This window comes from Streptomyces sp. NPDC014991, assembly GCF_043080665.1.
Taxonomy (GTDB): domain Bacteria; phylum Actinomycetota; class Actinomycetes; order Streptomycetales; family Streptomycetaceae; genus Streptomyces.
In genome coordinates, this window is record NZ_JBIBVY010000018.1 from 106297 (window position 1) to 124405 (window position 18109).

Genomic DNA, 18109 nt, shown 5'->3' on the forward strand with positions numbered 1-18109 from the left:
GCGCGGGCGGGTTCCGGGGCGGGTGCGCGGGCGCGCTCAGTCCCCGGCGGCCGCGGGTTCCGGTTCCCGCTCGGCCGGCAGCTGCGCCTTCTTCGCCTTGCGCTTCAGGACCAGCACCGACACCAGGCCGATCAGCAGGGCCGCCACCAGGCCCAGGTAGGAGAACCGCTTCAGCCAGTCCTCGGCGACCAGACCGACGTAGTAGATGACGGCCGTGGTGCCGCCGGCCCAGCAGATGCCGCCGAGGACGTTGGCGATCAGGAACTTCCAGTACGGCATGTGCAGGACGCCCGCGAGGGGGCCGGCGAAGATACGCAGAAGGGCGACGAAGCGGCCGAAGAAGACCGCCCACATGCCCCACTTCTGGAAGGACCGCTCGGCGGTGGCCACGTGGCCCGCGCCGAAGTGCCTCGGGAACCTGGCGCCGAGCCAGGCCAGCAGCGGGCGTCCGCCCTTGCGGCCGATCGCGTAGCCGATGGAGTCGCCGATCACGGCGCCGGCCGTCGCGCACACACCGAGGACGACCGGGTTGACACCCGAGTGCTGGGAGGACATCAGGGCCGCGGAGACCAGGACGATCTCGCCGGGCAGCGGGATGCCCAGGCTCTCCAGACCGATCACCAGGGCCACCACGGCGTAGACGGCGGCCGCCGGCACCGAGTCGAGCCATTCCTGGACGTGCACCGCCGGTACCTCCCCTGTCGCTGCCCTTGGCCTCCGGGTCGCCGCGTGTACAGCGCGCCCCCAGGAAGGCTACCTGGTCGGCGGTGAACGGCTACCTGCTCACGCCGCCCGGCCGCCCACCGTCCCGTCCCCGCCCCCTGCGTTTCCGGCCACCGCGATGTCCCACCGCGCACCGCGAGCGGCAGTCGTTCCCGGCGGGCCACCGGCCGGCAGACGTCGGTCAGGGGCGCAGCCGGTGGGCCGGCGCCCGTAGGGCCCGGCCGGGGCCGCCCGGCGGACGGCCCCGGCGCCGGTCAGCCCACCAGCGCCCGTACGGCCTGTGCTCCCGCGTCGGCGGTGACCGTGACCGGCGAGGTCGTCCGTGCGCCGACCGGCGGGGTGAGGTCGCCCCCGACCGGCCTGACGGCATCACCCAGTGTCACCAGCAGGTCCGTCACGTCCGCCACGTCCCCCGTCGCAGCATCCGCCGCACCGCCGGCCCCGCCCCGCCGCCGGTCCTCCTCGGCGTGCACCTGGGCGATCCGCGGCTCGGCCCCCTCCCCGGCTCCCGCACCATCGCGTTCCGGCTCACCGCGTGGGACGCCACCGTCCCCCCGCTGCCCGGGATCCGGCCCGGCGCCGCCCGGCGACGACGCCCCCGCCCCCGCCGTACCGCTCCCGCCGGACAGCCCCCGCCCGTCCGGCGCCCCGGGCGCCCCCTCACCCTGCGCCGCCGTACCGGAGGACCGCGGCGCCTCGGCGGCTTCCGGTTCCAGCACCCACCGCTGCTCCGGTGAACCGTCACGTTCGGCCACTCCCACCCGCGTGGGGGAACCGCCGGAACCCGGTGTGAGCGCCAGGCCCTTGTGCCGGCGGAGCAGGATCTCGCCGCGCACCGTGACGTCGTACGACACCTCGCCGGTGGCAGCGAGACAGCCGGCCAGCTCGGTGCGCCGCGTTCCGGGGTCGGCGGCCAGGCACAGGGACGGGTCCGCGGCGCTGCGCAGCAGTCCGTCGTCCCGGTACGACCACTGCTGCGAGGCGGCCGAGGAGCACGGCGCGAGCCGGACGCCCGCGCCCGCGGCGGCCCTGGGGCCGCGCACGTCCAGGCAGAGCCGGGAACCGAGGCCGCGCAGGGCACCGCGCGCAGTCTCCGCGGACTCACCGGCAGAGGCGGCGGAGGCGGCGGAGGGGGAGGCCACCGAGCGGGTGCCGGTGCCGCCCGGGTGTGCGGCGCCGCCGGCGGGGGCGGACCAGGTGGTGGGGGCGGGGACACCGTTGTCATCGGACCAGCTCCTGGCCGCGAGGACGGTGGCGAGCAGGGCGACGGAGGTCAGTCCGACCCCGACGGCCACGGCCGTGCGACGCCGGTTCTCCGGCCCGGTGCGGTGCCGGCCGCCGGTCACCGGGGGCGCGGCCCGCGTCTCCGGCGGGGGCGGCCATTCCTCGGGAGCGCCGCGGCCCGGACGGGAGTCGAGGTAGCGGCGGGCGCCCCAGCCGAGCACGGTCTCGGCGAGCAGGAGGTGCAGACCGCCGTCGAAGTGGCCGAGCTGTTCGGCGGCGTACCGGCAGTGATCGCAGACCGTCAGGTGCCGGCGCACGTCGGGCAGCAGGACGCCGCCGCGGCGGATCGGGACGTCGAGGAGGCGGTTGTAAAAACGGCATTCGCTGGAGGGTGCGAGTTCCCGGTGGGCGCGGACGCAGCCGGCGCGGAATTGCTCGCGTGCCTGTTCCAGGGCGGCGATCGCGGTGGCCGGATCGACCCCCAGCAGACCAGCCGGTATGTTTATGGGTTCGGCCTCGACCTCGATGTGCCAGAGGAGGCATTGCGAGGCGCCCGGAAGAGCCTGGAATGCGCGCGCGGCGAGCTGTCGGCTTTCCGGCGTTCCGGGGTTGGTCGCGCGAAGGCCCCGACCGCCCGTGGGTTTGCGCAATTCCGGCAGGGCGATACAGGCCGCCTCGTCCGCGGCCCAGGAGCGGACGGTGTCCCGGACGGCGACGAGCAACTGCGGCCGGAGTGCGCCGCCGAGCACGCCACCCGCCATGCGGCCGAGCACCTGGTGGAAGGCCGCGGTGGCCACCAGTTGGGCGGCGGGCCCGGCGGAGGCCAGGCAGACCACGGCGTGGTCGCGGGTGGGCCGCCAGTGCCTGGCCAGCAGCAGGGCGACGGCGTGATGGCGGGCGTCGCCGGGACCGGTCAGCCGGGCGACGAGAGCGCGGTCGGACTCCCCGGCCGGAGCGGGTGGGGGCGGGAACGGCGGGCGTGGGGGGTGAGGGGACGGCACGGAACCATTTCCTTTCCAGCCGCAGGAACGCAGGCGCAGGCGCGTCCTGTCGGAAAGCAGTACCTGATAGGTATGTACCTGAGAGCCGGCCCTGACATCGGCGTCTGCCTTTGCCTTCCCGCGGGGAGGCTCACCTTCGCACACGCGGGACACGGGAAACAAGAACTGTGAATACCCTCGGCGCCGACGTCGGTTTACCGCACAATGGTTACCGCCGGTATCCCCAGCGCGGGTCTCGTGGCATCTGCCAACTGGGCTGCCGTAAAGGCCGTATGGCGCATCAAATCCCCGACTTCCGGCCGCCGCCCCACAGTCGGCTGCCGGACTTCGCCGGGCGCGCCCTCATCCGCGCGCCGGACGGCGGGTGGGACACCGAGTGCGGTGCCGGCGTGGCGCCGGACACCGGTCCGGACCGGTGTCCGCATCCGGCCGCGCCTCCGCCCGGGCTCCACCCGGGTCGTCCTCCACCCCTCCCCGGCGCCGCTGTCGGTGCGCCGGGGAGCGGGCTGCGATCGCTGGTTCCCGCGTCAGCTGTTGGGCCGCAGCGTCCAGACGACGGTCATCTCGCCGGTCACGGCGCCGTCCGCGCGCCGGATCTCGATCGCCACCGGGAACTCGGGGCGCTGCCCGGCATCCAGTTCGGCGACGACGTCGGCGGCCGGGCGGCCCAGCGTCGCGGTCGCGGTGACGGCGCCCATCGCCAGCTTCCGGTAGGCGATCTCGGCGCGTACGGCGAGCGGCACGGCGCGCGAGAGCTGGTCCCCGAAGGCGGCCAGGACGATGGCGCCGCTGGCCGACTCCCCGAGGGTGAACATCGCGCCGGCGTGCGGGCCGCCCACGTGGTTGTGGTACGCGCCCTGGTCCGGCAGCAACACCACGGCCCTGTCGGCGGTGGTCTCCTGGAACTCCAGGTTCAGCGTCCGGGCCATGGGCACGGTGGCGGCGAGCATGTCGCCGATCGACATCTGGTCTGCGCTCATGCCGTCATGTTACTCACGAGTAGCCACAGCTGACCAGAGCCGGTTCCAGCGGTCGCCGCGGTTTCGCCGCGATCCTGACGAACACCGGTGACCGAACCGTGTCCCGCGCCGCACTAGGGTTACTGGCCATGTGGCCAGATCAGCAGCCGCCAGGGGGCGCGCAGAACCCGCAGCACAACCCGTACCAGCAGCCGGGTCACCAGCAGCCGAACCCGTACCAGCAGCCCGGGTACCAGCAGTACCCGCAGGCCGGCCCGTACGAGCAGCAGCCGCAGTGGGGACAGCCGCCCACGGCGTCCTCGCCGCAGCCGCCGCAGGGCGGAGGCGGCCGTACCAAGCTGGTCGCGATCATCGCGGCCACGGCCGTGGTGGTCACCGCCGCCGTGACCGGTTACCTGGTGCTGGGCGGAGGCTCGAAGAACGACGAGGCGGACAACGGCAAGGGCGGGCACAGCACGGCCCCGTCACCGACGGCCGACCCCTCCGACTCACCGACCTCCTCCACGACGGACAACCCGCGGGCGGGCGGGACCGAGAAGCCGACCGTCCCGGGCTGGAAGCTCGTGGTCAACCCCAAGTACGGCACCGCGTTCGACGTACCCGCCGACTGGGAGGTGGAGCGGCCCGGCAGCTTCTCCTTCTTCGAGGACCAGCAGAAGGGTGACGGCTCCCCGTACATCGGCTTCTCCGGTTCCACGTTCCTGAAGCCGGACTACTGCACCTCCGAGAGGGGCGGCACCAAGGAGTCGCACGCGCTCGTGGCCAGCGGCACGAAGGGCGAGAACGGCGCGAAGAACACCGCCGGGATCGCCCGCGGCGACTCGGCCGCGTTCGTGTTCGGCGGCTACACCGACCAGTCGGACGCCGCCAAGAAGTACCTGCGGATCGGCAAGGCCAGGGCGTTCACGACGGCGTCGGGCGTCAAGGGCAGTCTGGCGACGTCGTACGTCGTCGGCGTGCCGAAGAAGGACAAGTGCAGCACCGACGGTAAGGCCACGACGTTCGCCTTCAAGAACTCCAAGGGCAGCTTCGTGGCGTGGACCCTCTACGGCGCCAAGGGTGTCAAGGACGAGATCCCCGACGCCACCGTCGACAAGATCCTCGCCACGGTACGGCTGCACGGCGACCCCGTCGTGGAGTGACCGCGGGCGTCAGCCCGCCCGTGCCTCGCCCCCTCCCGGCCCCGCCGCGTCAACCGATGCCGAAGGCGCCGGCGGGGGGCTCGGGCGACGGTACGGCGTCGGCGTCCCCCACCGGCCGGGCCGAACCGATGAACTCCCTCACCGAGGCGCCGTGTTCGACCCGCGCCGGAAAGGCGTCCGCCGCGCTGCGCCGGGCCATCGCGGCGACGTCCAGCGGCCGGTGCGAGGCCACGACCACCGCGTTGCCGAACCGCCGGCCGCGCAGCACCGCCGGCTCGGCGATCAGCGCGAGTTCCTCGAACACGGCAGCCAGGTTCGCGAGCTGGGCCCGCAGGAAGCCGAACGGCGCCGCGTCGGCGAGGTTGGCCAGATAGACCCCGCCGGGACGCAGCACCCGCTCGGCCGCACGGACGTAGGCGAGCGTGGACAGGTGGGCGGGGACCCGGGACCCACCGAACACGTCGGCGACCAGTACGTCGGCATGATCCTCCGGAGCCCCCTCCAGCCAGGCCCGGGCGTCGTCGGCGTGCAGCACGACACCCGAACCCCGCGGCAGCGGCAGGTGCTCGGCGACCAGCTCCAGCAGCCCCCGGTCCGCCTCGACGACGTCCTGCCGTGAGCCGGGCCGGGTCGCCGCCACGTACCGGGGCAGCGTGAGGGCGCCGCCGCCGAGGTGCACCACGTCCAGCGGCGCACCCTGAGCGGCTACGGCGTCCAGCGCGAACCCCAGCCGGCGCGCGTACTCGAACTCCAGATACGCCGGATCGTCCAGATCGACGTACGACTGCGGCGCCCCGTCGACCGTGAGCAGCCAGGCCCGCTCCCGGTCGACATCGGGCATCAGCTTGGCGGTGCCGTGATCGGTGGCGCGGGACACGGGTATCTGCTCGGTCACCTGTTCATTGTGACGCGCCCCGGAGTACCGCGGGACCGTACCGGGACGGTCCCGCGGCTCCCGGCGGCACCCACGGCGCCCTTCATCCCACGGCGATGACGGTCCCCGCGCCCACGGTCCGCCCGCCCTCGCGGACGGCGAACCCGAGCCCCGGCTCCAACGGCACCTCCCGCCCCAGCTCCACGCTCATCTCCACGGTCTCCCCCGGCCGGGCGGCGTCCGCCCCGCCCAGGTCGACACGCCCCGCCACGTCCGCCGTACGGATGTGGAACTGCGGCCGGTAGCCGGTGGTGACCGGGGTCGTACGGCCTCCTTCACGTCCCGACAGCACGTACACCCGGGCCGAGAACCGCCGAGCCGGCACCACGCTTCCCGGCGCCGTCACCACGTGCCCCCGCCGGACGGCGTCCCGGGGAACGCCCCGCAGCAGCAACGCGACGCTGTCCCCGGCCTGTGCCCGGGTCATCTGCCTGCCGAAGGTCTCCAGCCCGGTCACCACCGTCCGGACGTCCGCGCCGAGCACGTCGACGCGGTCACCGACCCCCACCACGCCGCGCTCGACGGCACCGGTCACGACGGTCCCCCGCCCGGTGATGGTCAGCACGTTCTCCACGGACAGCAGGAACGGCGCGTCGAGACACCGCACCGGCGTCGGCACATAGGTGTCCACGGCGTCGAGCAGCGCCTCGACGGACGCCGTCCAGCGCGGGTCGCCCTCCAGCGCGCGCAGTCCGGAGACGCGTACGACGGGGACGGCGTCGCCCGGGTAACCGTGGGCGGTGAGCAGGTCGCGGACCTCCAGCTCGACCAGGTCGGTCAGCTCCGCGTCCCCCGCGTCGGCCTTGTTGAGCGCGACGACGACGTGGTCGACGCCAACCTGCCGGGCGAGCAGTACGTGTTCGGCGGTCTGCGGCATGATCCCGTCGAGCGCGGAGACGACGAGGATCGCCCCGTCGAGCTGCGCGGCGCCGGTGACCATGTTCTTGACGTAGTCGGCGTGACCCGGCATGTCGACGTGGGCGTAGTGCCGGGTGTCGGTCTCGTACTCGACGTGCGTGAGGTTGATGGTGATGCCGCGGGCGGCCTCCTCGGGGGCGCGGTCGATGCGGTCGAACGGCACGAAGGTGCCGGTGCCGCGCTCGGCGAGGACCTTGGTGAGGGCGGCGGTCAGGGTGGTCTTGCCGTGGTCGACGTGACCCATGGTGCCGATGTTCAGGTGCGGTTTGGTGCGCACGTAGGCCGTTGCGGACATGGCTGTACCTCGAAGCCTCTCAGCCGGGAAGAACGCGGGGACCCCTGGGACCCGCCGACCCTCCCCCTGCGGGGTCCGCCGGACTGTCCGGGGAGGGTCAGCTTCGGGCGCCGCCCGCGGCGGCCACGAGGAGCGCGACGGCAGCCTTCGGGGCATCCGCGACGGCGGATGCTGCGAGGAGGAAGGCGAACCGGGACATGCCGTCCATCATCACCGACGGTTTGTCCGGCGTCGAACCCTTTTCCACCGTGGGCGAGTTCCGACCATACGGCGATCACACACGTCCGTCGGTTAGTGTCACCAGATGCTCGATGCCAACCGCTCTGGCACCGCCACGGCCTCTCCCCGGGCCGCAGGCACGGAGCTTTCCGTCCCCCCGACCGCCCCCACGGCCGCGGCCGTCACCGCGGGTGTCCCCGTGGCCACGCCCGTCCCACCGCTGCCGCGCTCGAGAACCACCGCCCGCCGCACCCGCGTGCTGCGGTCCCCGCACGCCCGGCTCTCGCTGCTGTTCGCCCTGCTCGCGGGCGGGGTGGTGGCCGTGCTGCTGTACGAGCCGCAGCGGCTGCTGACGCACGGCTGGCCGCCGCAGCTCGGCGGGGTCGCGGCGGCCGTCGTCTTCTCGGCTGCGTACGGGTTGTGCACCGTGGCGTTCGTCCCGCGTCCCCTGCTGAACCTGGCCGCGGGCGCGCTGTTCGGCTCGCAGCTGGGGCTGACGACGGCGCTCGCCGGCACCGTGCTGGGTGCCGGGGTGGCGTTCGGGCTGGGCCGGCTGCTCGGACAGGACGCGCTGCGCCCGCTGCTGCGGGGCCGCTGGCTGAAGGCGGCCGACGGGCAGCTGAGCCGGCACGGGTTCCGGTCCATGCTGGTCGCCCGGCTGTTCCCGGGGGTGCCGTTCTGGGCGGCGAACTACTGCGCGGCCGTCTCCCGTATGCGCTGGCTGCCGTTCCTGCTGGCGACGGCCCTGGGCTCGATCCCGAACACGGCCGCCTACGCGGTCGCCGGCGCCCGCGCCTCGGCGCCGACGTCCCCCGCCTTCCTGATCGCCATGGGCTGCATCGCCGCACCGGCGCTGGCCGGCTCGGTGGTCGCCTGGCGCAAGCGCCACCAGCTGCGCGGCAGGTGAGCCGTGTCCGGCGGAGCGGGAACCGCCGTACCGGCGGGCGAGCCGTCCTGCCGGCAGCCGGCCGGCCGTACCGGCAGGTGAACCGTCCCGCCGGCCGATGGACCGTCCCACCTGCGACCGAGGAGACGACTCAGCCGGTTGCGGCAGTCAGGCCGAACAGGTCGACTCGGCCGAGGATGATGTCACGATGTGGCCCGGCATCGTCGCCGTGGCCGGCACGCTGCTCGGTGGCGCGCTCACCGGGCTGCCGCGCTTCGGGCACGAGCGGGCCGCCCGCGCCGGCCGCAGGGCGGACGCGCCGCGGTCGGCGCCGGGCGAGCTGGTGGCCGCGCTCGGTGACCACCGGCGGGCCATGCGGCACCGCGAGGATCCGCGGCTGAGCGGCGCGCGGGCGGAGGCCGTGGCGGCGGCCCGGGCGGCGTCCCGATGCCATCCGGTCCGCCGTCACCGCTCCCCTGGCCGCTGTCTCCGTGCTGGAACCGTCCCTGGCCGGACCGGCCCGCGGGGCCGCGCCAGCCGCGTTCGGCATCCGGGACGTGACCGACCACACCCTGCCGGCCGCCCGCCGCGAGGCGCGGCGACCGACGACCTGGTCGCCGCCGCGGGTCGCGCCCTGGCGTGACGGACCGGTGGGCGGCCTCCCGGCTCAGACTCCTTCCAGGATCATCGCGTTGGCGAGTCCGCCCGCCTCGCACATGGTCTGGAGGGCGTACCGGGCGCCGCGTCGGCGCATCGCGTGGACCAGCGTCGTGGTCAGCCGGGTGCCGCTGGCGCCGAGCGGGTGACCGAGGGCGATCGCGCCGCCGTGCACGTTGACCCTGTCGAGGCCGGCGCCGGTCTCCTGCTGCCAGGCCAGCACCACTGCGGCGAACGCCTCGTTGACCTCGAACAGGTCGATGTCGGCGATGCTCAGGCCGGCCCTGCGCAGCACCTTCTCCGTGGCCGGGATGACACCGGTGAGCATCAGCAGCGGGTCCGAGCCGGTCACGGCGAAGCTGTGCAGCCGGGCGAGCGGGCGCAGGCCGAGCCGGGCGGCGGTGTCACTCGACGTGATCAGGACGGCGGAGGCGCCGTCGTTGACGGGGCTCGCGTTGCCCGCGGTGACGTTCCACTCGATCTGCCCGAAGCGCTCGGCGAAGCCGGGGTCGTGGTAGGCGGGCCGGAGGCCGGCGAGGATCTCCGGGGTGCTGTCCGGGCGGACGCACTCGTCGCGGGCCACACCGTCCAGCGGCGCGATCTCGTCGTCGAACAGTCCGTCCCGCCATGCGGCGGCGGCCTTCCGGTGGGACGAGACGGCGAACTCGTCCATCTGCGCCCGGGTGAGGGAGTACTTGGCGGCGATGAGTTCGGCGCTGATGCCCTGCGGGACCAGGCCCTCCGGGTAGCGCTCGGCGACACCGGGCCCGAACGGGTCGGCGCCGGCGGGCACGTTGGACCACATCGGCACCCGGCTCATCGACTCCACACCGCAGGCGACGACGAGGTCGTACGCGCCCGAGATGACGCCCTGGGCGGCGAAGTGCACGGCCTGCTGGGAGGAGCCGCACTGGCGGTCCACCGTGGTCGCCGGGACCGACTCGGGGAAGCCGGCGGCGAGAACGGCGTACCGGGTGGTGTTCATGGCCTGCTCGCCGACCTGGTCGACGGTGCCGCCGATCACGTCGTCGATCAGCGCGGGGTCGATGCCGGAGCGCTCGACCAGGCTGCGCAGGGTGTGGGCGAGAAGCTGTACGGGGTGGACGTGGGCGAGGGAGCCGTTCGGCTTCCCCTTGCCGATGGGGGTGCGTACGGCTTCGACGATGACGGCGTCGCGCATGGGGCCGGCCTCCTGCGGTGATCGGACGGGCTACCGGTGAGTAGGAAATCCGGACTCACCATAACCCTGTGAGTTGGAAATTCCAACCCTCCTCTAGACTGGCCGCATGGCCGCCACGAAGGACCCGCGCCCCTGCTCCATCGCCGACGCCCTCGCCCTGGTCGGCGAGAAGTACTCGCTGCTCGTCCTGCGGGAGGTGTGCCTGGGCAACGGCCGCTTCGACCAGCTCGTGCGCAACATCGGCGCCCCGCGCGACATCCTGGCCACCCGGCTGCGCCGGCTCGTGGAGGCCGGCATCCTCACCAAGCGCCTCTACAGCGAACGCCCGCAGCGCTTCGAGTACCGGCCCACGCAGGCGGGACTGGAGCTGGAGCCGGTCCTCATGACCCTCAAGGAGTGGGGCGACCGCCACCTGCGCAAGGGCACCGACCTGCCGATGGCCGTCGAGCACGTCTGCGGCAACGAACTGGTCCCGGTGGTCACCTGCCAGGCGTGCGGGGACCCCGTGCGCCACGAGGACCTGACGGCCCGTCCGCAGACCCCGGGCTGGACCGTGGCGGGGCCGACGGCCGCCTGAGAGCGCTGTCCGGCCCCTGTTTCCGCGCTGTGAGCCTGGCCCGCTACGCTTCGGTCGTCACATGATCACCATTTCTCCCCAGCGCTTGGACGCCGTACCTCCATGTCTTGGTTCGAATCCCTCGTCCTCGGACTCGTCCAGGGACTGACCGAGTTCCTGCCCGTCTCCTCCAGCGCGCATCTGCGGCTCACCGCGGCGTTCTCGGGCTGGGAGGATCCCGGGGCGGCCTTCACGGCGATCACGCAGATCGGCACCGAGACCGCGGTGCTGATCTACTTCCGCAAGGACATCGGCCGGATCATCGCGGCCTGGTTCCGGTCACTGTCCGACCGGGCGATGCGCCGCAACCACGACGCACAGACGGGCTGGCTGGTGATCGTGGGCTCCATACCCATCGGCGTGCTGGGCGTGACCCTGAAGGACCAGATCGAGGGGCCGTTCCGCGATCTGCGGATCACCGCCACCATGCTCGTCGTCGTCGGCGTGGTCATCGGCGTCGCCGACCGGCTGGCGGCCCGTGACGAGACCGGCGGCCGGCACCGCGCGCCCAAGCAGCGCAAGACACTGGACGACCTCGGCGTCAAGGACGGCCTCGTCTTCGGCCTCTGCCAGGCCTGCGCCCTGATCCCCGGCGTGTCCCGTTCCGGCGCGACCATCAGCGGCGGCCTGTTCATGGGCTACCGGCGCGAGGCCGCGGCCCGCTACTCCTTCCTGCTCGCCGTCCCGGCCGTCCTCGCCTCCGGCGCGTTCGAGGTGAAGGACTCGCTCGGCGGGGGTCACGTGGCCTGGGGGCCGACCCTGTTCGCCACGGTGATCGCGTTCGCGTCGGGGTACGCGGTGATCGCGTGGTTCATGAAGTGGATCTCCAACAAGAGCTTCATGCCGTTCGTCTGGTACCGCGTCGTCCTCGGCATCGTCATCATCGCCCTGGTCTCGGCGGGCGTCCTGAGCCCGCACGCGGCCGAGTCCGCGAGCTGACCCCGGCCCGCGTGCGAACCACCCCCGCGGTTCCCTGGAGCGCTGTCCCGCGCCGGCGCCCGACTCCCCCGGTGGCACACCCGATGGAGACCCGCCCGGAGCGAGATCCCGCCCCGTCGCCGTTTCGGACATCTCCCGCGCGCCTCCGCTCCGCGGACGGGCACGGCATATGCCTTCTGGTCTGGGGGGATCGACGAGGTGCGGCATGCGGCGCCGGGCCCGGCGGTGACCGAGCGCATACCTGCTGTGTAGCCGTTCGGTGGCGCAGGGTCAGCTTCTGCCCCTAGGCTGGCCCGCATGTCCCCCGATTCCCCGCCCCCTGGTTCCGTGCGGTCCGCCGCCGAGGTCAACGACCAGATCCGGGCGTTGTGGCTGCGCGCGGGCGGCACCCTGTCGGTCCAGGAGCGCGCGGAGTACGAGCTGTTGGTGGTCGAGTGGGCGGCGGCGGTCCGCGGGCAGGTCGTCGAGGCGGCCTGATCCGCCGACTACGCCCGCAGGCGCGCCAGCACCTCGTCCGCCACCGGGTACGGCCGCTCCCCGGGCAGCAGCCTTCTCGCCCGCTCCTCTTCGCCCGCCCGCACCAGAGCATGGATCTGTGCGGCCAGTGGGGTGACGTCCCCGATGCCGACGATCCACTCGTCGGCGTACCGGACGGCCGCCTCCCCGCCCAGCCCGAGCTGCAACGACCGGTACGGCAGCGGGTTGTGGTGCAGATCGCGCTCCGGGTCCCACTGGACGCGGGCGGGGCTGCGGGCCAGCTCCCGCTTCCAGGCCGCCTGGTCCGGGTGCAGGGCGGCCGCGTAGTGGGACAGGCAGGCGTGCCGCAGGGCCCACTCGAAGCCCTCCCGCCTCACCTCGACGGCGAGGACCGTCTCCTGGCCCTCTTTGGTCCCCCAGCCGCAGCGGTACATCATCCACAGGAAAGACGGCTTGATCCAGGTCATCCGGTCCCGCTTCCAGGTGGACGGGAAGCGTCCGGTGCGGGCGGCCGGGCGGCCGATCCCGGGGCGGTAGGCCTGGTAGACGACCACCGTGGTCTCCGTGTGCCGGGCCCGGACACGGAACTTCGGCTCGTTCTCGACGGGTTGTTCGTTCACGGGGACAAGGTTCGGGTGCGGGCCGCACCGCGCACCACCGAATATCGGGCGCCCCTCTTGGCGTCGCGCCCCACGTGCCCAACACTGTGCCGATGACGCAGCGTGCGGAACTCGCGATCGTGATGGACCGGCTGGCCGTGGACGACCTGGTCACCGAGTACGCCGTGGCGGTGGGCGACGGTGACTGGACGGCGTACGAGGGGCTGTTCACGGCGGACGGGCGGGCCGACTACCGTTCGGCCGGCGGCATCGAGGGCGGCGCGGGACAGGTCGCCGGCTGGCTCGCCGAGAACACGGCACCGTTCGCCTTCCGCCAGCACCTGATCGTCAACCGCCAGGTGCGGTTCGGCCTCCTGGACCACGACACCGGTGACACCGCCCGGGTACGGGCCGACTACCTCACCCCGACGCGGTGGGCGGACACCGGCTCCCCCGCCGCGCCCGACCTGGTGTGCGGGGGCCGCTACGACTTCGCCCTGCTGCGCACACCGGAGGGCTGGCGGCTGCGCGAGGCCGTCGTGCACGAGAGGTGGCGCCGGCCGTCGGCCGATGAAGTGCCGGTCGAGAGGGCCTAGGGTCTTTCGTTCGGATCAGGCCGGATCAGGGAGCGGGTCCTGGTGCCGTGCATCGCAAGGCGGAGAAGGGCGCCATGGCGGAGCCATGGCAACCGACGACAACGCGGCGAGGCGCGGTGCCAGGACCCGCGAGCCCGGCATGATCCGAACGAGAGGGCCCAGGGCCGGGGAACCGGAGGCCGGTACGGCCCGCAGCCCGCGGGCCGGCCCGGCCGGGCGGCGCACCGATCGCGGAACCGCCTTGTCGGAGATCGGCTCCCGCACGCACACTGAGGCGTTCGCTGGGTAGGGAGGGTCCCTATGAGAATGATCGACCGCTGCCTGACCTCCCCCTGGCCGCGCTCCGGCGCCGCGGCCCTCGCGGGCGCCCTGCCCGTGCTCGCGTTCCCGGCGCCGTCGCTGTGGTGGTTCGCGTACGTCGCCCTGGTGCCGTGGCTGCTCCTGGCCCGTTCGGCGCCCACCGGGCGGCGGGCGGCCTACGACGGCTGGTGCGGCGGCTTCGGCTTCCTGGTGGCCGTGCACCACTGGCTGCTGCCGAGCCTGCACGTGTTCATCTTCCTGATAGCCACCCTGCTCGGTGCGCTCTGGGCGCCCTGGGGCTGGCTGGTGCGCCGGTTCCTCGGCGGGGTGCCGTCGCCGGGCCGGGGCGCCGCCGCGCTGCTGGTGCTGCCGTCGGCCTGGCTGGCGGTGGAACTGGTCCGCTCCTGGCAGGGTCTGGGCGGGCCGTGGGGCATGCTGGGCGCCAGTCAGTGGCAGGTGGGCCCGGCGCTGCGGCTGGCCTCGGTCGGCGGGGTGTGGCTGCTGAGTTTCCTGGTGGTGGCCGTCAACGTGGCGACGGCCGTGCTGGTCTCCGTCCGCGCCGCACGCGTGCCGGCCGTGGCCTCGCTGGTCGCGACGGCCGCCGTGGCCTCGGTCGCCTGGGCGTGGGCGCCGCGTCCGGAGGTCGACGGGCGGGTGCGGGTCGCCGTCGTCCAGCCGGGGGTCGTGGCCGGGCAGGACAGTGCCGAGAAGCGGTTCGACCGGGAGGAGCAGCTGACCCGGCGGCTCGCCGGGCAGGGCGTCGACCTGGTCGTGTGGGGTGAGTCCAGCGTCGGTTTCGACCTGGACGACCGGCCGGACCTGGCCCGGCGGATCGCGGCCCTCGCCCGGCGGACCGGCGCCGACGTGCTGGTGAACGTGGACGCACGCCGCTCCGACCGGCCCGGCATCTACAAGAGTTCGGTCCTGGTCGGCCCTCACGGGCTGACCGGCGCCCGGTACGACAAGATGCGGCTGGTCCCGTTCGGCGAGTACATACCGGCCCGTTCCCTGCTCGGCTGGGTCACCTCGGTGGGCCGGGCGGCCGGTGAGGACCGGCGGCGCGGCAGCGGACAGACGGTGATGAACGTGGGGCACGGGCTGCGGATCGGGCCGCTGGTGTGCTTCGAGACCGCGTTCCCGGACATGAGCCGGCATCTCGCCGGGGACGGCGCGGACCTCCTCCTCGGCCAGTCGTCGACCTCCTCCTTCCAGCACAGCTGGGCGCCGGAGCAGCACGCCTCGCTGGCCGCGCTGCGCGCCGCGGAGACCGGCCGCCCGATGGTGCACGCCACCCTCACAGGTGTGTCGGCGGTGTACGGCCCGGAGGGGCAGCGCCTCGGGCCGTGGCTGGGTACCGGCGCGGACACCGCCCGCGTGTACGACGTACCGCTCGCGCACGGTGTCACGCCGTACGCCCGCTACGGGGACTGGCCGGTGCCCACGGCGCTACTGGTGCTGGCCGTGCTGTGCGCGACCGAGTGGGCGCGGGCGCTCAGGCTGCGCCGCAGCGGTCCTGCACCGCTCGTACGACCCGTTCGCACAGTTCGTGAGTCGCCAGCGCGTCCCGGGCGCTGAGCGTCTTCCCGGCCCGGACGGCGTCGAGGAAGGCGAGGACCGCCTGCTCGATGCCGCGCTGCCGGGCCACCGGCACCCAGTCGCCGCGCCGGCGCACGGTCGGCTGCCCCTTGTGGTCGATCACCTCGGCGAGGTTGAGCACCTGGCGCTTGCTGTCCTGCCCGGAGACCTCCAGGATCTCCTCGCTGGAGCCGCTGAGCCGGTTCATCACGCCGAGCGCGGTGAAGCCGTCACCGCCGAGCTGGACGACGACGTGGTGGAGCAGCCCGTCCTCGACGCGGGCCCGGACGGTCACGTCGTCGACCGGGCCGGGCGCCAGGAAGCGCAGGGTGTCGAGGACGTGGATGAAGTCGTCCAGGATCATGGAGCGTGCTTCCTCGGGCAGCCCGATCCGGTTCTTCTGCATGAGGATCAGCTCGCGCGGGTGGTCCAGGCACTGCGTGTACCCGGGGGCGTACCGGCGGTTGAAGCCGACGGCCAGCGGGACACCGCGCCGGTCGGCGAGGTCGACCAGCCGTTCGGAGTCGGCGAGGCGGTAGGCGAGCGGCTTGTCCACATAGGTCGGCACGCCCGCCTCGAGCAGCCGGGTGACGATCTCCGGGTGGACGGCGGTGGGGGCGTGCACGAAGGCCGCGTCGAGGCCGGCGGCGAGCAGCTCGTCGAGGGTGGTGTGCCGTTGCTCCGCCGGCAGGTGCAGGGTGTCGGCGACCCGGTGGAGGGTGGCGGGCGTACGGGTCTGCACGTGCAGGTCGATCCCCGGCTGCGTGCCCAGCACCGGCAGGTACGCCTTCTGCGCGATGTCCCCGAGTCCGATGCAGCCGACCTTCACGTGCTCTCCCCTACCGCTCGCCGATGTGCGCGTCCCCGGCAGCATACGGCGGCTGCCAGTCGGCGATGCCGTCGAAGCCGCGCAGGAGGAGCGCGGGTCCGGCCCGCGACAGGGCCGCGACCACGGTGTCGCGCACGGCGACGACGGCACGGTTGCCGGCCATGTTCAGGCGGGCGGTCCTGACGGCCCGGCGGGCGATCGCGGTCGTGCGCGGCAGCCGGGCGGCGGTGTAGGCGGGCAGGTCCCCGGCGTGGTGGGCGAGGACGATCGCGTCCTCGACGGCCTGGTTGCCGCCCTGGCCGAGGGTCGGCGGCATCGCGTGGGCGGCGTCGCCGAGGAGGGCGACCCGGCCGGAGTGGAGGGCGGGCAGGGGCTCGGCGATGTGGTGGACGTCGTGCCGGAGGACGTCCTCGGGGCGGGCGGCGGCGATCACGGCGGGGACGGGGTCGTGCCAGTCGCCGTAGCGGCGCAGCAGTTCGGCTTTCTCGTCGTCCGGCGCCCGCTCCCCCGCCGGGGTCATGGCCGCCGCGTAGGCGTAGACGCGGCCGTCCCTCAGCGGGTGGGTGCCCCAGATCCGGCCGCGGCCCCAGGTCTCGTGCGAGGCGAACTCCACGCCGGGAACCGGGATCAGCATCCGCCAGGTGGTGAACCCCGCGTACACCGGCCCGGGATGGGCGGGGAACAGGGCGGCGCGCACGCGGGAGCCGATGCCGTCCGCGCCCACCACCAGTTCGGCCTCCAGCTCGCTGCCGCCGGTGCTCACGCGGGCGGGCCGGGCGCTGTCGCCGGGGTCGACGAGGGTGGCGGTGACCGCGGTGCGGACGGCGCCGGGTGGGAGCAGGGCGGCGAGCCGTTCGACGAGGGTGGTCCGGGGCAGCAGGACCAGCGGGCCGCCGAAGCGGGCTGCGGCGGCCTCGGCACTGGAGCGGGACAGCCAGCGCCCTTCCGGGGTACGCAGTCCGCCGTCGCCCTGCCAGGCCGCGAGGCCGCGGATCTCGTCGCCGATGCCGAGGACGTCCAGGGCGCGCAGGGCGTTCGGGGCGAGGGAGAGGGCCGCGCCGGCCGGTTCCAGAGAGCGGGCGCGCTCCAGCACGGTCACCTCCCAGCCGCGCCGGTGCAGGGCCGCTGCCGCGGTGAGACCTCCGATTCCGCCGCCGATGACGGCGGCGCGGGCCGGACGGGACCTGGGTGGCATGGACGGCCTCCTGACTACATCTGTAGTGAAAGCGAATTTACTACATCAGTAGTGAACTGGGTAGGGTCGGCTCATGGCCGAACGCACCCCCGGCGCCTCCCGCGCCGGCCTCGTCGCCGACACCGCGCTCACCCTGCTCGCCGAACGCGGCATGCGCGGGCTCACCCACCGGGCGGTGGACGAGGCGGCCGGACTGCCGCCGGGCTCGACGTCCAACGTGGCACGCACCCGCCAGGCACTGCTGGAACTGGCGGTACGGCGGCACGCCGAGCGGGAGGCGCGGCTGTTGACGCCGGAGGAGATGCCGGACCCGAGCGGCGGCCCCGACGCACTGGCCGAGGGCCTGGCGCTCGCGGTCCACCGCGCCCTGACCCGCGACCGCGCGCTGCTGATCGCCCGATACGAACTGGCCCTGGAGGCCACCCGTCGCCCCGAACTGCGTGCCTTCTACGACCGGACCGGTGCCGTCTTCAAGGAACGGCTGGCCGCGCTGCTCACCACCGCCGGTTCACCCGACCCGGCCCGCCATGTGCTCTCCCTCGTCGCCTGGGCGGACGGGCTGATGTTCTCGTGCGCGGCCGGTTCCTTCAGCGCGCGGGTACCGGATCCGGAGGAGATCCGCGCCGGGTTGCGGGAGTTGCTGGCGGGCATGCTCCGGCACAGCGACCCCCCGGCCGCGCCCGGCGGCGCGGCCCGGCCCGCGAACGCGCCGGGCACGGGGCGGGAATTGGCCCCCTGAGCGTCATCTCCGGTACCCGCAGCGCCGCCGTACGGGGCAGGAGATCACCCGTGCGGGGGGCGCGACCCCGGCTCTCCGGTGCCGG

The 18109-nt window shown here is 73.9% G+C and carries 18 protein-coding genes; 8 read left to right on the forward strand and 10 right to left on the reverse strand.

Annotation, left to right across the window (positions count from 1 at the left end; translation table 11 throughout):
* Positions 1–36: 36 nt before the first annotated feature.
* The 3 genes from ACF1BE_RS25750 to ACF1BE_RS25760 form a co-directional block, all read right to left on the reverse strand.
* Positions 37–684 carry a DedA family protein gene (locus ACF1BE_RS25750; RefSeq protein WP_392201392.1) on the reverse strand — a complete coding sequence of 216 codons (648 nt, stop codon included), beginning with the start codon at positions 682–684 and terminating at the stop codon, positions 37–39.
* Between the two features lie 293 nt (positions 685–977).
* Positions 978–2948, reverse strand: a complete 1971-nt coding sequence (locus tag ACF1BE_RS25755) for an RICIN domain-containing protein (protein WP_392201393.1) — start codon at positions 2946–2948, stop codon at positions 978–980.
* Positions 2949–3475: 527 nt separating this feature from the next.
* Positions 3476–3928 (reverse strand): DUF4442 domain-containing protein, encoded by a 453-nt coding sequence (locus ACF1BE_RS25760; protein ID WP_392201394.1) that lies wholly within the window; start codon positions 3926–3928, stop codon positions 3476–3478.
* 128 nt (positions 3929–4056) lie between these two features.
* Between ACF1BE_RS25760 and ACF1BE_RS25765 the strand changes: the two genes are divergently transcribed.
* The gene (locus ACF1BE_RS25765) at positions 4057–5070 is read left to right on the forward strand and encodes a hypothetical protein (protein ID WP_392201395.1); all 1014 of its coding nucleotides are present in this window, start codon (positions 4057–4059) and stop codon (positions 5068–5070) included.
* A gap of 49 nt (positions 5071–5119) precedes the next feature.
* On the opposite strand, the gene ACF1BE_RS25770 is transcribed toward ACF1BE_RS25765, so the two are convergent.
* Positions 5120–5965: a spermidine synthase gene (locus ACF1BE_RS25770; protein ID WP_392201396.1), complete on the reverse strand. Its 846-nt coding sequence runs from the start codon at positions 5963–5965 to the stop codon at positions 5120–5122.
* Positions 5966–6047: 82 nt separating this feature from the next.
* Positions 6048–7217, reverse strand: coding sequence for an elongation factor Tu (tuf, locus tag ACF1BE_RS25775; protein WP_392201397.1), 1170 nt, complete (start codon positions 7215–7217; stop codon positions 6048–6050).
* A gap of 304 nt (positions 7218–7521) precedes the next feature.
* Between tuf and ACF1BE_RS25780 the strand changes: the two genes are divergently transcribed.
* The gene (locus tag ACF1BE_RS25780) at positions 7522–8343 is read left to right on the forward strand and encodes a TVP38/TMEM64 family protein (RefSeq protein ID WP_392201398.1); all 822 of its coding nucleotides are present in this window, start codon (positions 7522–7524) and stop codon (positions 8341–8343) included.
* A 130-nt stretch (positions 8344–8473) separates the two neighbouring features.
* Here ACF1BE_RS25780 and ACF1BE_RS25785 read toward each other — a convergent pair whose 3' ends face one another.
* Positions 8474–8686 carry a hypothetical protein gene (locus ACF1BE_RS25785; RefSeq protein WP_392201399.1) on the reverse strand — a complete coding sequence of 71 codons (213 nt, stop codon included), beginning with the start codon at positions 8684–8686 and terminating at the stop codon, positions 8474–8476.
* Positions 8687–8989: 303 nt separating this feature from the next.
* Positions 8990–10159 carry a thiolase family protein gene (locus ACF1BE_RS25790; RefSeq protein ID WP_392201400.1) on the reverse strand — a complete coding sequence of 390 codons (1170 nt, stop codon included), beginning with the start codon at positions 10157–10159 and terminating at the stop codon, positions 8990–8992.
* A 106-nt stretch (positions 10160–10265) separates the two neighbouring features.
* Between ACF1BE_RS25790 and ACF1BE_RS25795 the strand changes: the two genes are divergently transcribed.
* From ACF1BE_RS25795 to ACF1BE_RS25805, 3 genes are all read left to right on the forward strand, one after another.
* On the forward strand, positions 10266–10736 hold the full coding sequence (locus ACF1BE_RS25795; protein WP_392201401.1) for a winged helix-turn-helix transcriptional regulator: 471 nt from the start codon (positions 10266–10268) through the stop codon (positions 10734–10736).
* 102 nt (positions 10737–10838) lie between these two features.
* Positions 10839–11714 (forward strand): undecaprenyl-diphosphate phosphatase, encoded by an 876-nt coding sequence (locus ACF1BE_RS25800; RefSeq protein WP_392201402.1) that lies wholly within the window; start codon positions 10839–10841, stop codon positions 11712–11714.
* Between the two features lie 297 nt (positions 11715–12011).
* Entirely contained in the window at positions 12012–12191 is a 180-nt protein-coding gene (locus ACF1BE_RS25805; RefSeq protein WP_392201403.1) for a hypothetical protein, read from the forward strand.
* Between the two features lie 8 nt (positions 12192–12199).
* Here ACF1BE_RS25805 and ACF1BE_RS25810 read toward each other — a convergent pair whose 3' ends face one another.
* Positions 12200–12811, reverse strand: a complete 612-nt coding sequence (locus tag ACF1BE_RS25810) for a DUF4291 domain-containing protein (RefSeq protein WP_392201404.1) — start codon at positions 12809–12811, stop codon at positions 12200–12202.
* A 92-nt stretch (positions 12812–12903) separates the two neighbouring features.
* Here ACF1BE_RS25810 and ACF1BE_RS25815 point away from each other — a divergent pair, with 92 nt between their 5' ends.
* Together ACF1BE_RS25815 and lnt are read left to right on the forward strand one after the other, a co-directional pair.
* Complete coding sequence (locus ACF1BE_RS25815) at positions 12904–13386, forward strand: nuclear transport factor 2 family protein (RefSeq protein WP_392201405.1); 483 nt, start codon at positions 12904–12906, stop codon at positions 13384–13386.
* Between the two features lie 300 nt (positions 13387–13686).
* On the forward strand, positions 13687–15261 hold the full coding sequence (lnt, locus tag ACF1BE_RS25820; RefSeq protein WP_392201406.1) for an apolipoprotein N-acyltransferase: 1575 nt from the start codon (positions 13687–13689) through the stop codon (positions 15259–15261).
* Here lnt and ACF1BE_RS25825 read toward each other — a convergent pair.
* Both ACF1BE_RS25825 and ACF1BE_RS25830 read right to left on the reverse strand, forming a co-directional pair.
* A complete protein-coding gene (locus ACF1BE_RS25825; RefSeq protein WP_392201407.1) occupies positions 15179–16090 on the reverse strand; it encodes a Gfo/Idh/MocA family protein in 912 nt (303 codons plus the stop codon). The genes lnt and ACF1BE_RS25825 overlap by 83 nt on opposite strands.
* Before the next feature lie 10 nt (positions 16091–16100).
* Positions 16101–17285, reverse strand: a complete 1185-nt coding sequence (locus ACF1BE_RS25830) for an FAD-dependent monooxygenase (RefSeq protein ID WP_392201408.1) — start codon at positions 17283–17285, stop codon at positions 16101–16103.
* A 73-nt stretch (positions 17286–17358) separates the two neighbouring features.
* Here ACF1BE_RS25830 and ACF1BE_RS25835 point away from each other — a divergent pair, with 73 nt between their 5' ends.
* Complete coding sequence (locus tag ACF1BE_RS25835; RefSeq protein WP_392201409.1) at positions 17359–18024, forward strand: TetR/AcrR family transcriptional regulator; 666 nt, start codon at positions 17359–17361, stop codon at positions 18022–18024.
* Positions 18025–18109 lie beyond the last annotated feature (85 nt).

Coding starts and splice junctions, on each gene's coding strand:
- ACF1BE_RS25760 (WP_392201394.1), bottom strand. CDS start 3,928: ATGAGCGCAGACCAGATGTCGATCGGCGACATGCTCGCCGCCACCGTG.
- ACF1BE_RS25765 (WP_392201395.1), top strand. CDS start 4,057: ATGTGGCCAGATCAGCAGCCGCCAGGGGGCGCGCAGAACCCGCAGCAC.
- tuf (WP_392201397.1), bottom strand. CDS start 7,217: ATGTCCGCAACGGCCTACGTGCGCACCAAACCGCACCTGAACATCGGC.
- ACF1BE_RS25780 (WP_392201398.1), top strand. CDS start 7,522: ATGCTCGATGCCAACCGCTCTGGCACCGCCACGGCCTCTCCCCGGGCC.
- ACF1BE_RS25790 (WP_392201400.1), bottom strand. CDS start 10,159: ATGCGCGACGCCGTCATCGTCGAAGCCGTACGCACCCCCATCGGCAAG.
- ACF1BE_RS25795 (WP_392201401.1), top strand. CDS start 10,266: ATGGCCGCCACGAAGGACCCGCGCCCCTGCTCCATCGCCGACGCCCTC.
- ACF1BE_RS25800 (WP_392201402.1), top strand. CDS start 10,839: ATGTCTTGGTTCGAATCCCTCGTCCTCGGACTCGTCCAGGGACTGACC.
- ACF1BE_RS25805 (WP_392201403.1), top strand. CDS start 12,012: ATGTCCCCCGATTCCCCGCCCCCTGGTTCCGTGCGGTCCGCCGCCGAG.
- ACF1BE_RS25815 (WP_392201405.1), top strand. CDS start 12,904: ATGACGCAGCGTGCGGAACTCGCGATCGTGATGGACCGGCTGGCCGTG.
- lnt (WP_392201406.1), top strand. CDS start 13,687: ATGAGAATGATCGACCGCTGCCTGACCTCCCCCTGGCCGCGCTCCGGC.
- ACF1BE_RS25830 (WP_392201408.1), bottom strand. CDS start 17,285: ATGCCACCCAGGTCCCGTCCGGCCCGCGCCGCCGTCATCGGCGGCGGA.
- ACF1BE_RS25835 (WP_392201409.1), top strand. CDS start 17,359: ATGGCCGAACGCACCCCCGGCGCCTCCCGCGCCGGCCTCGTCGCCGAC.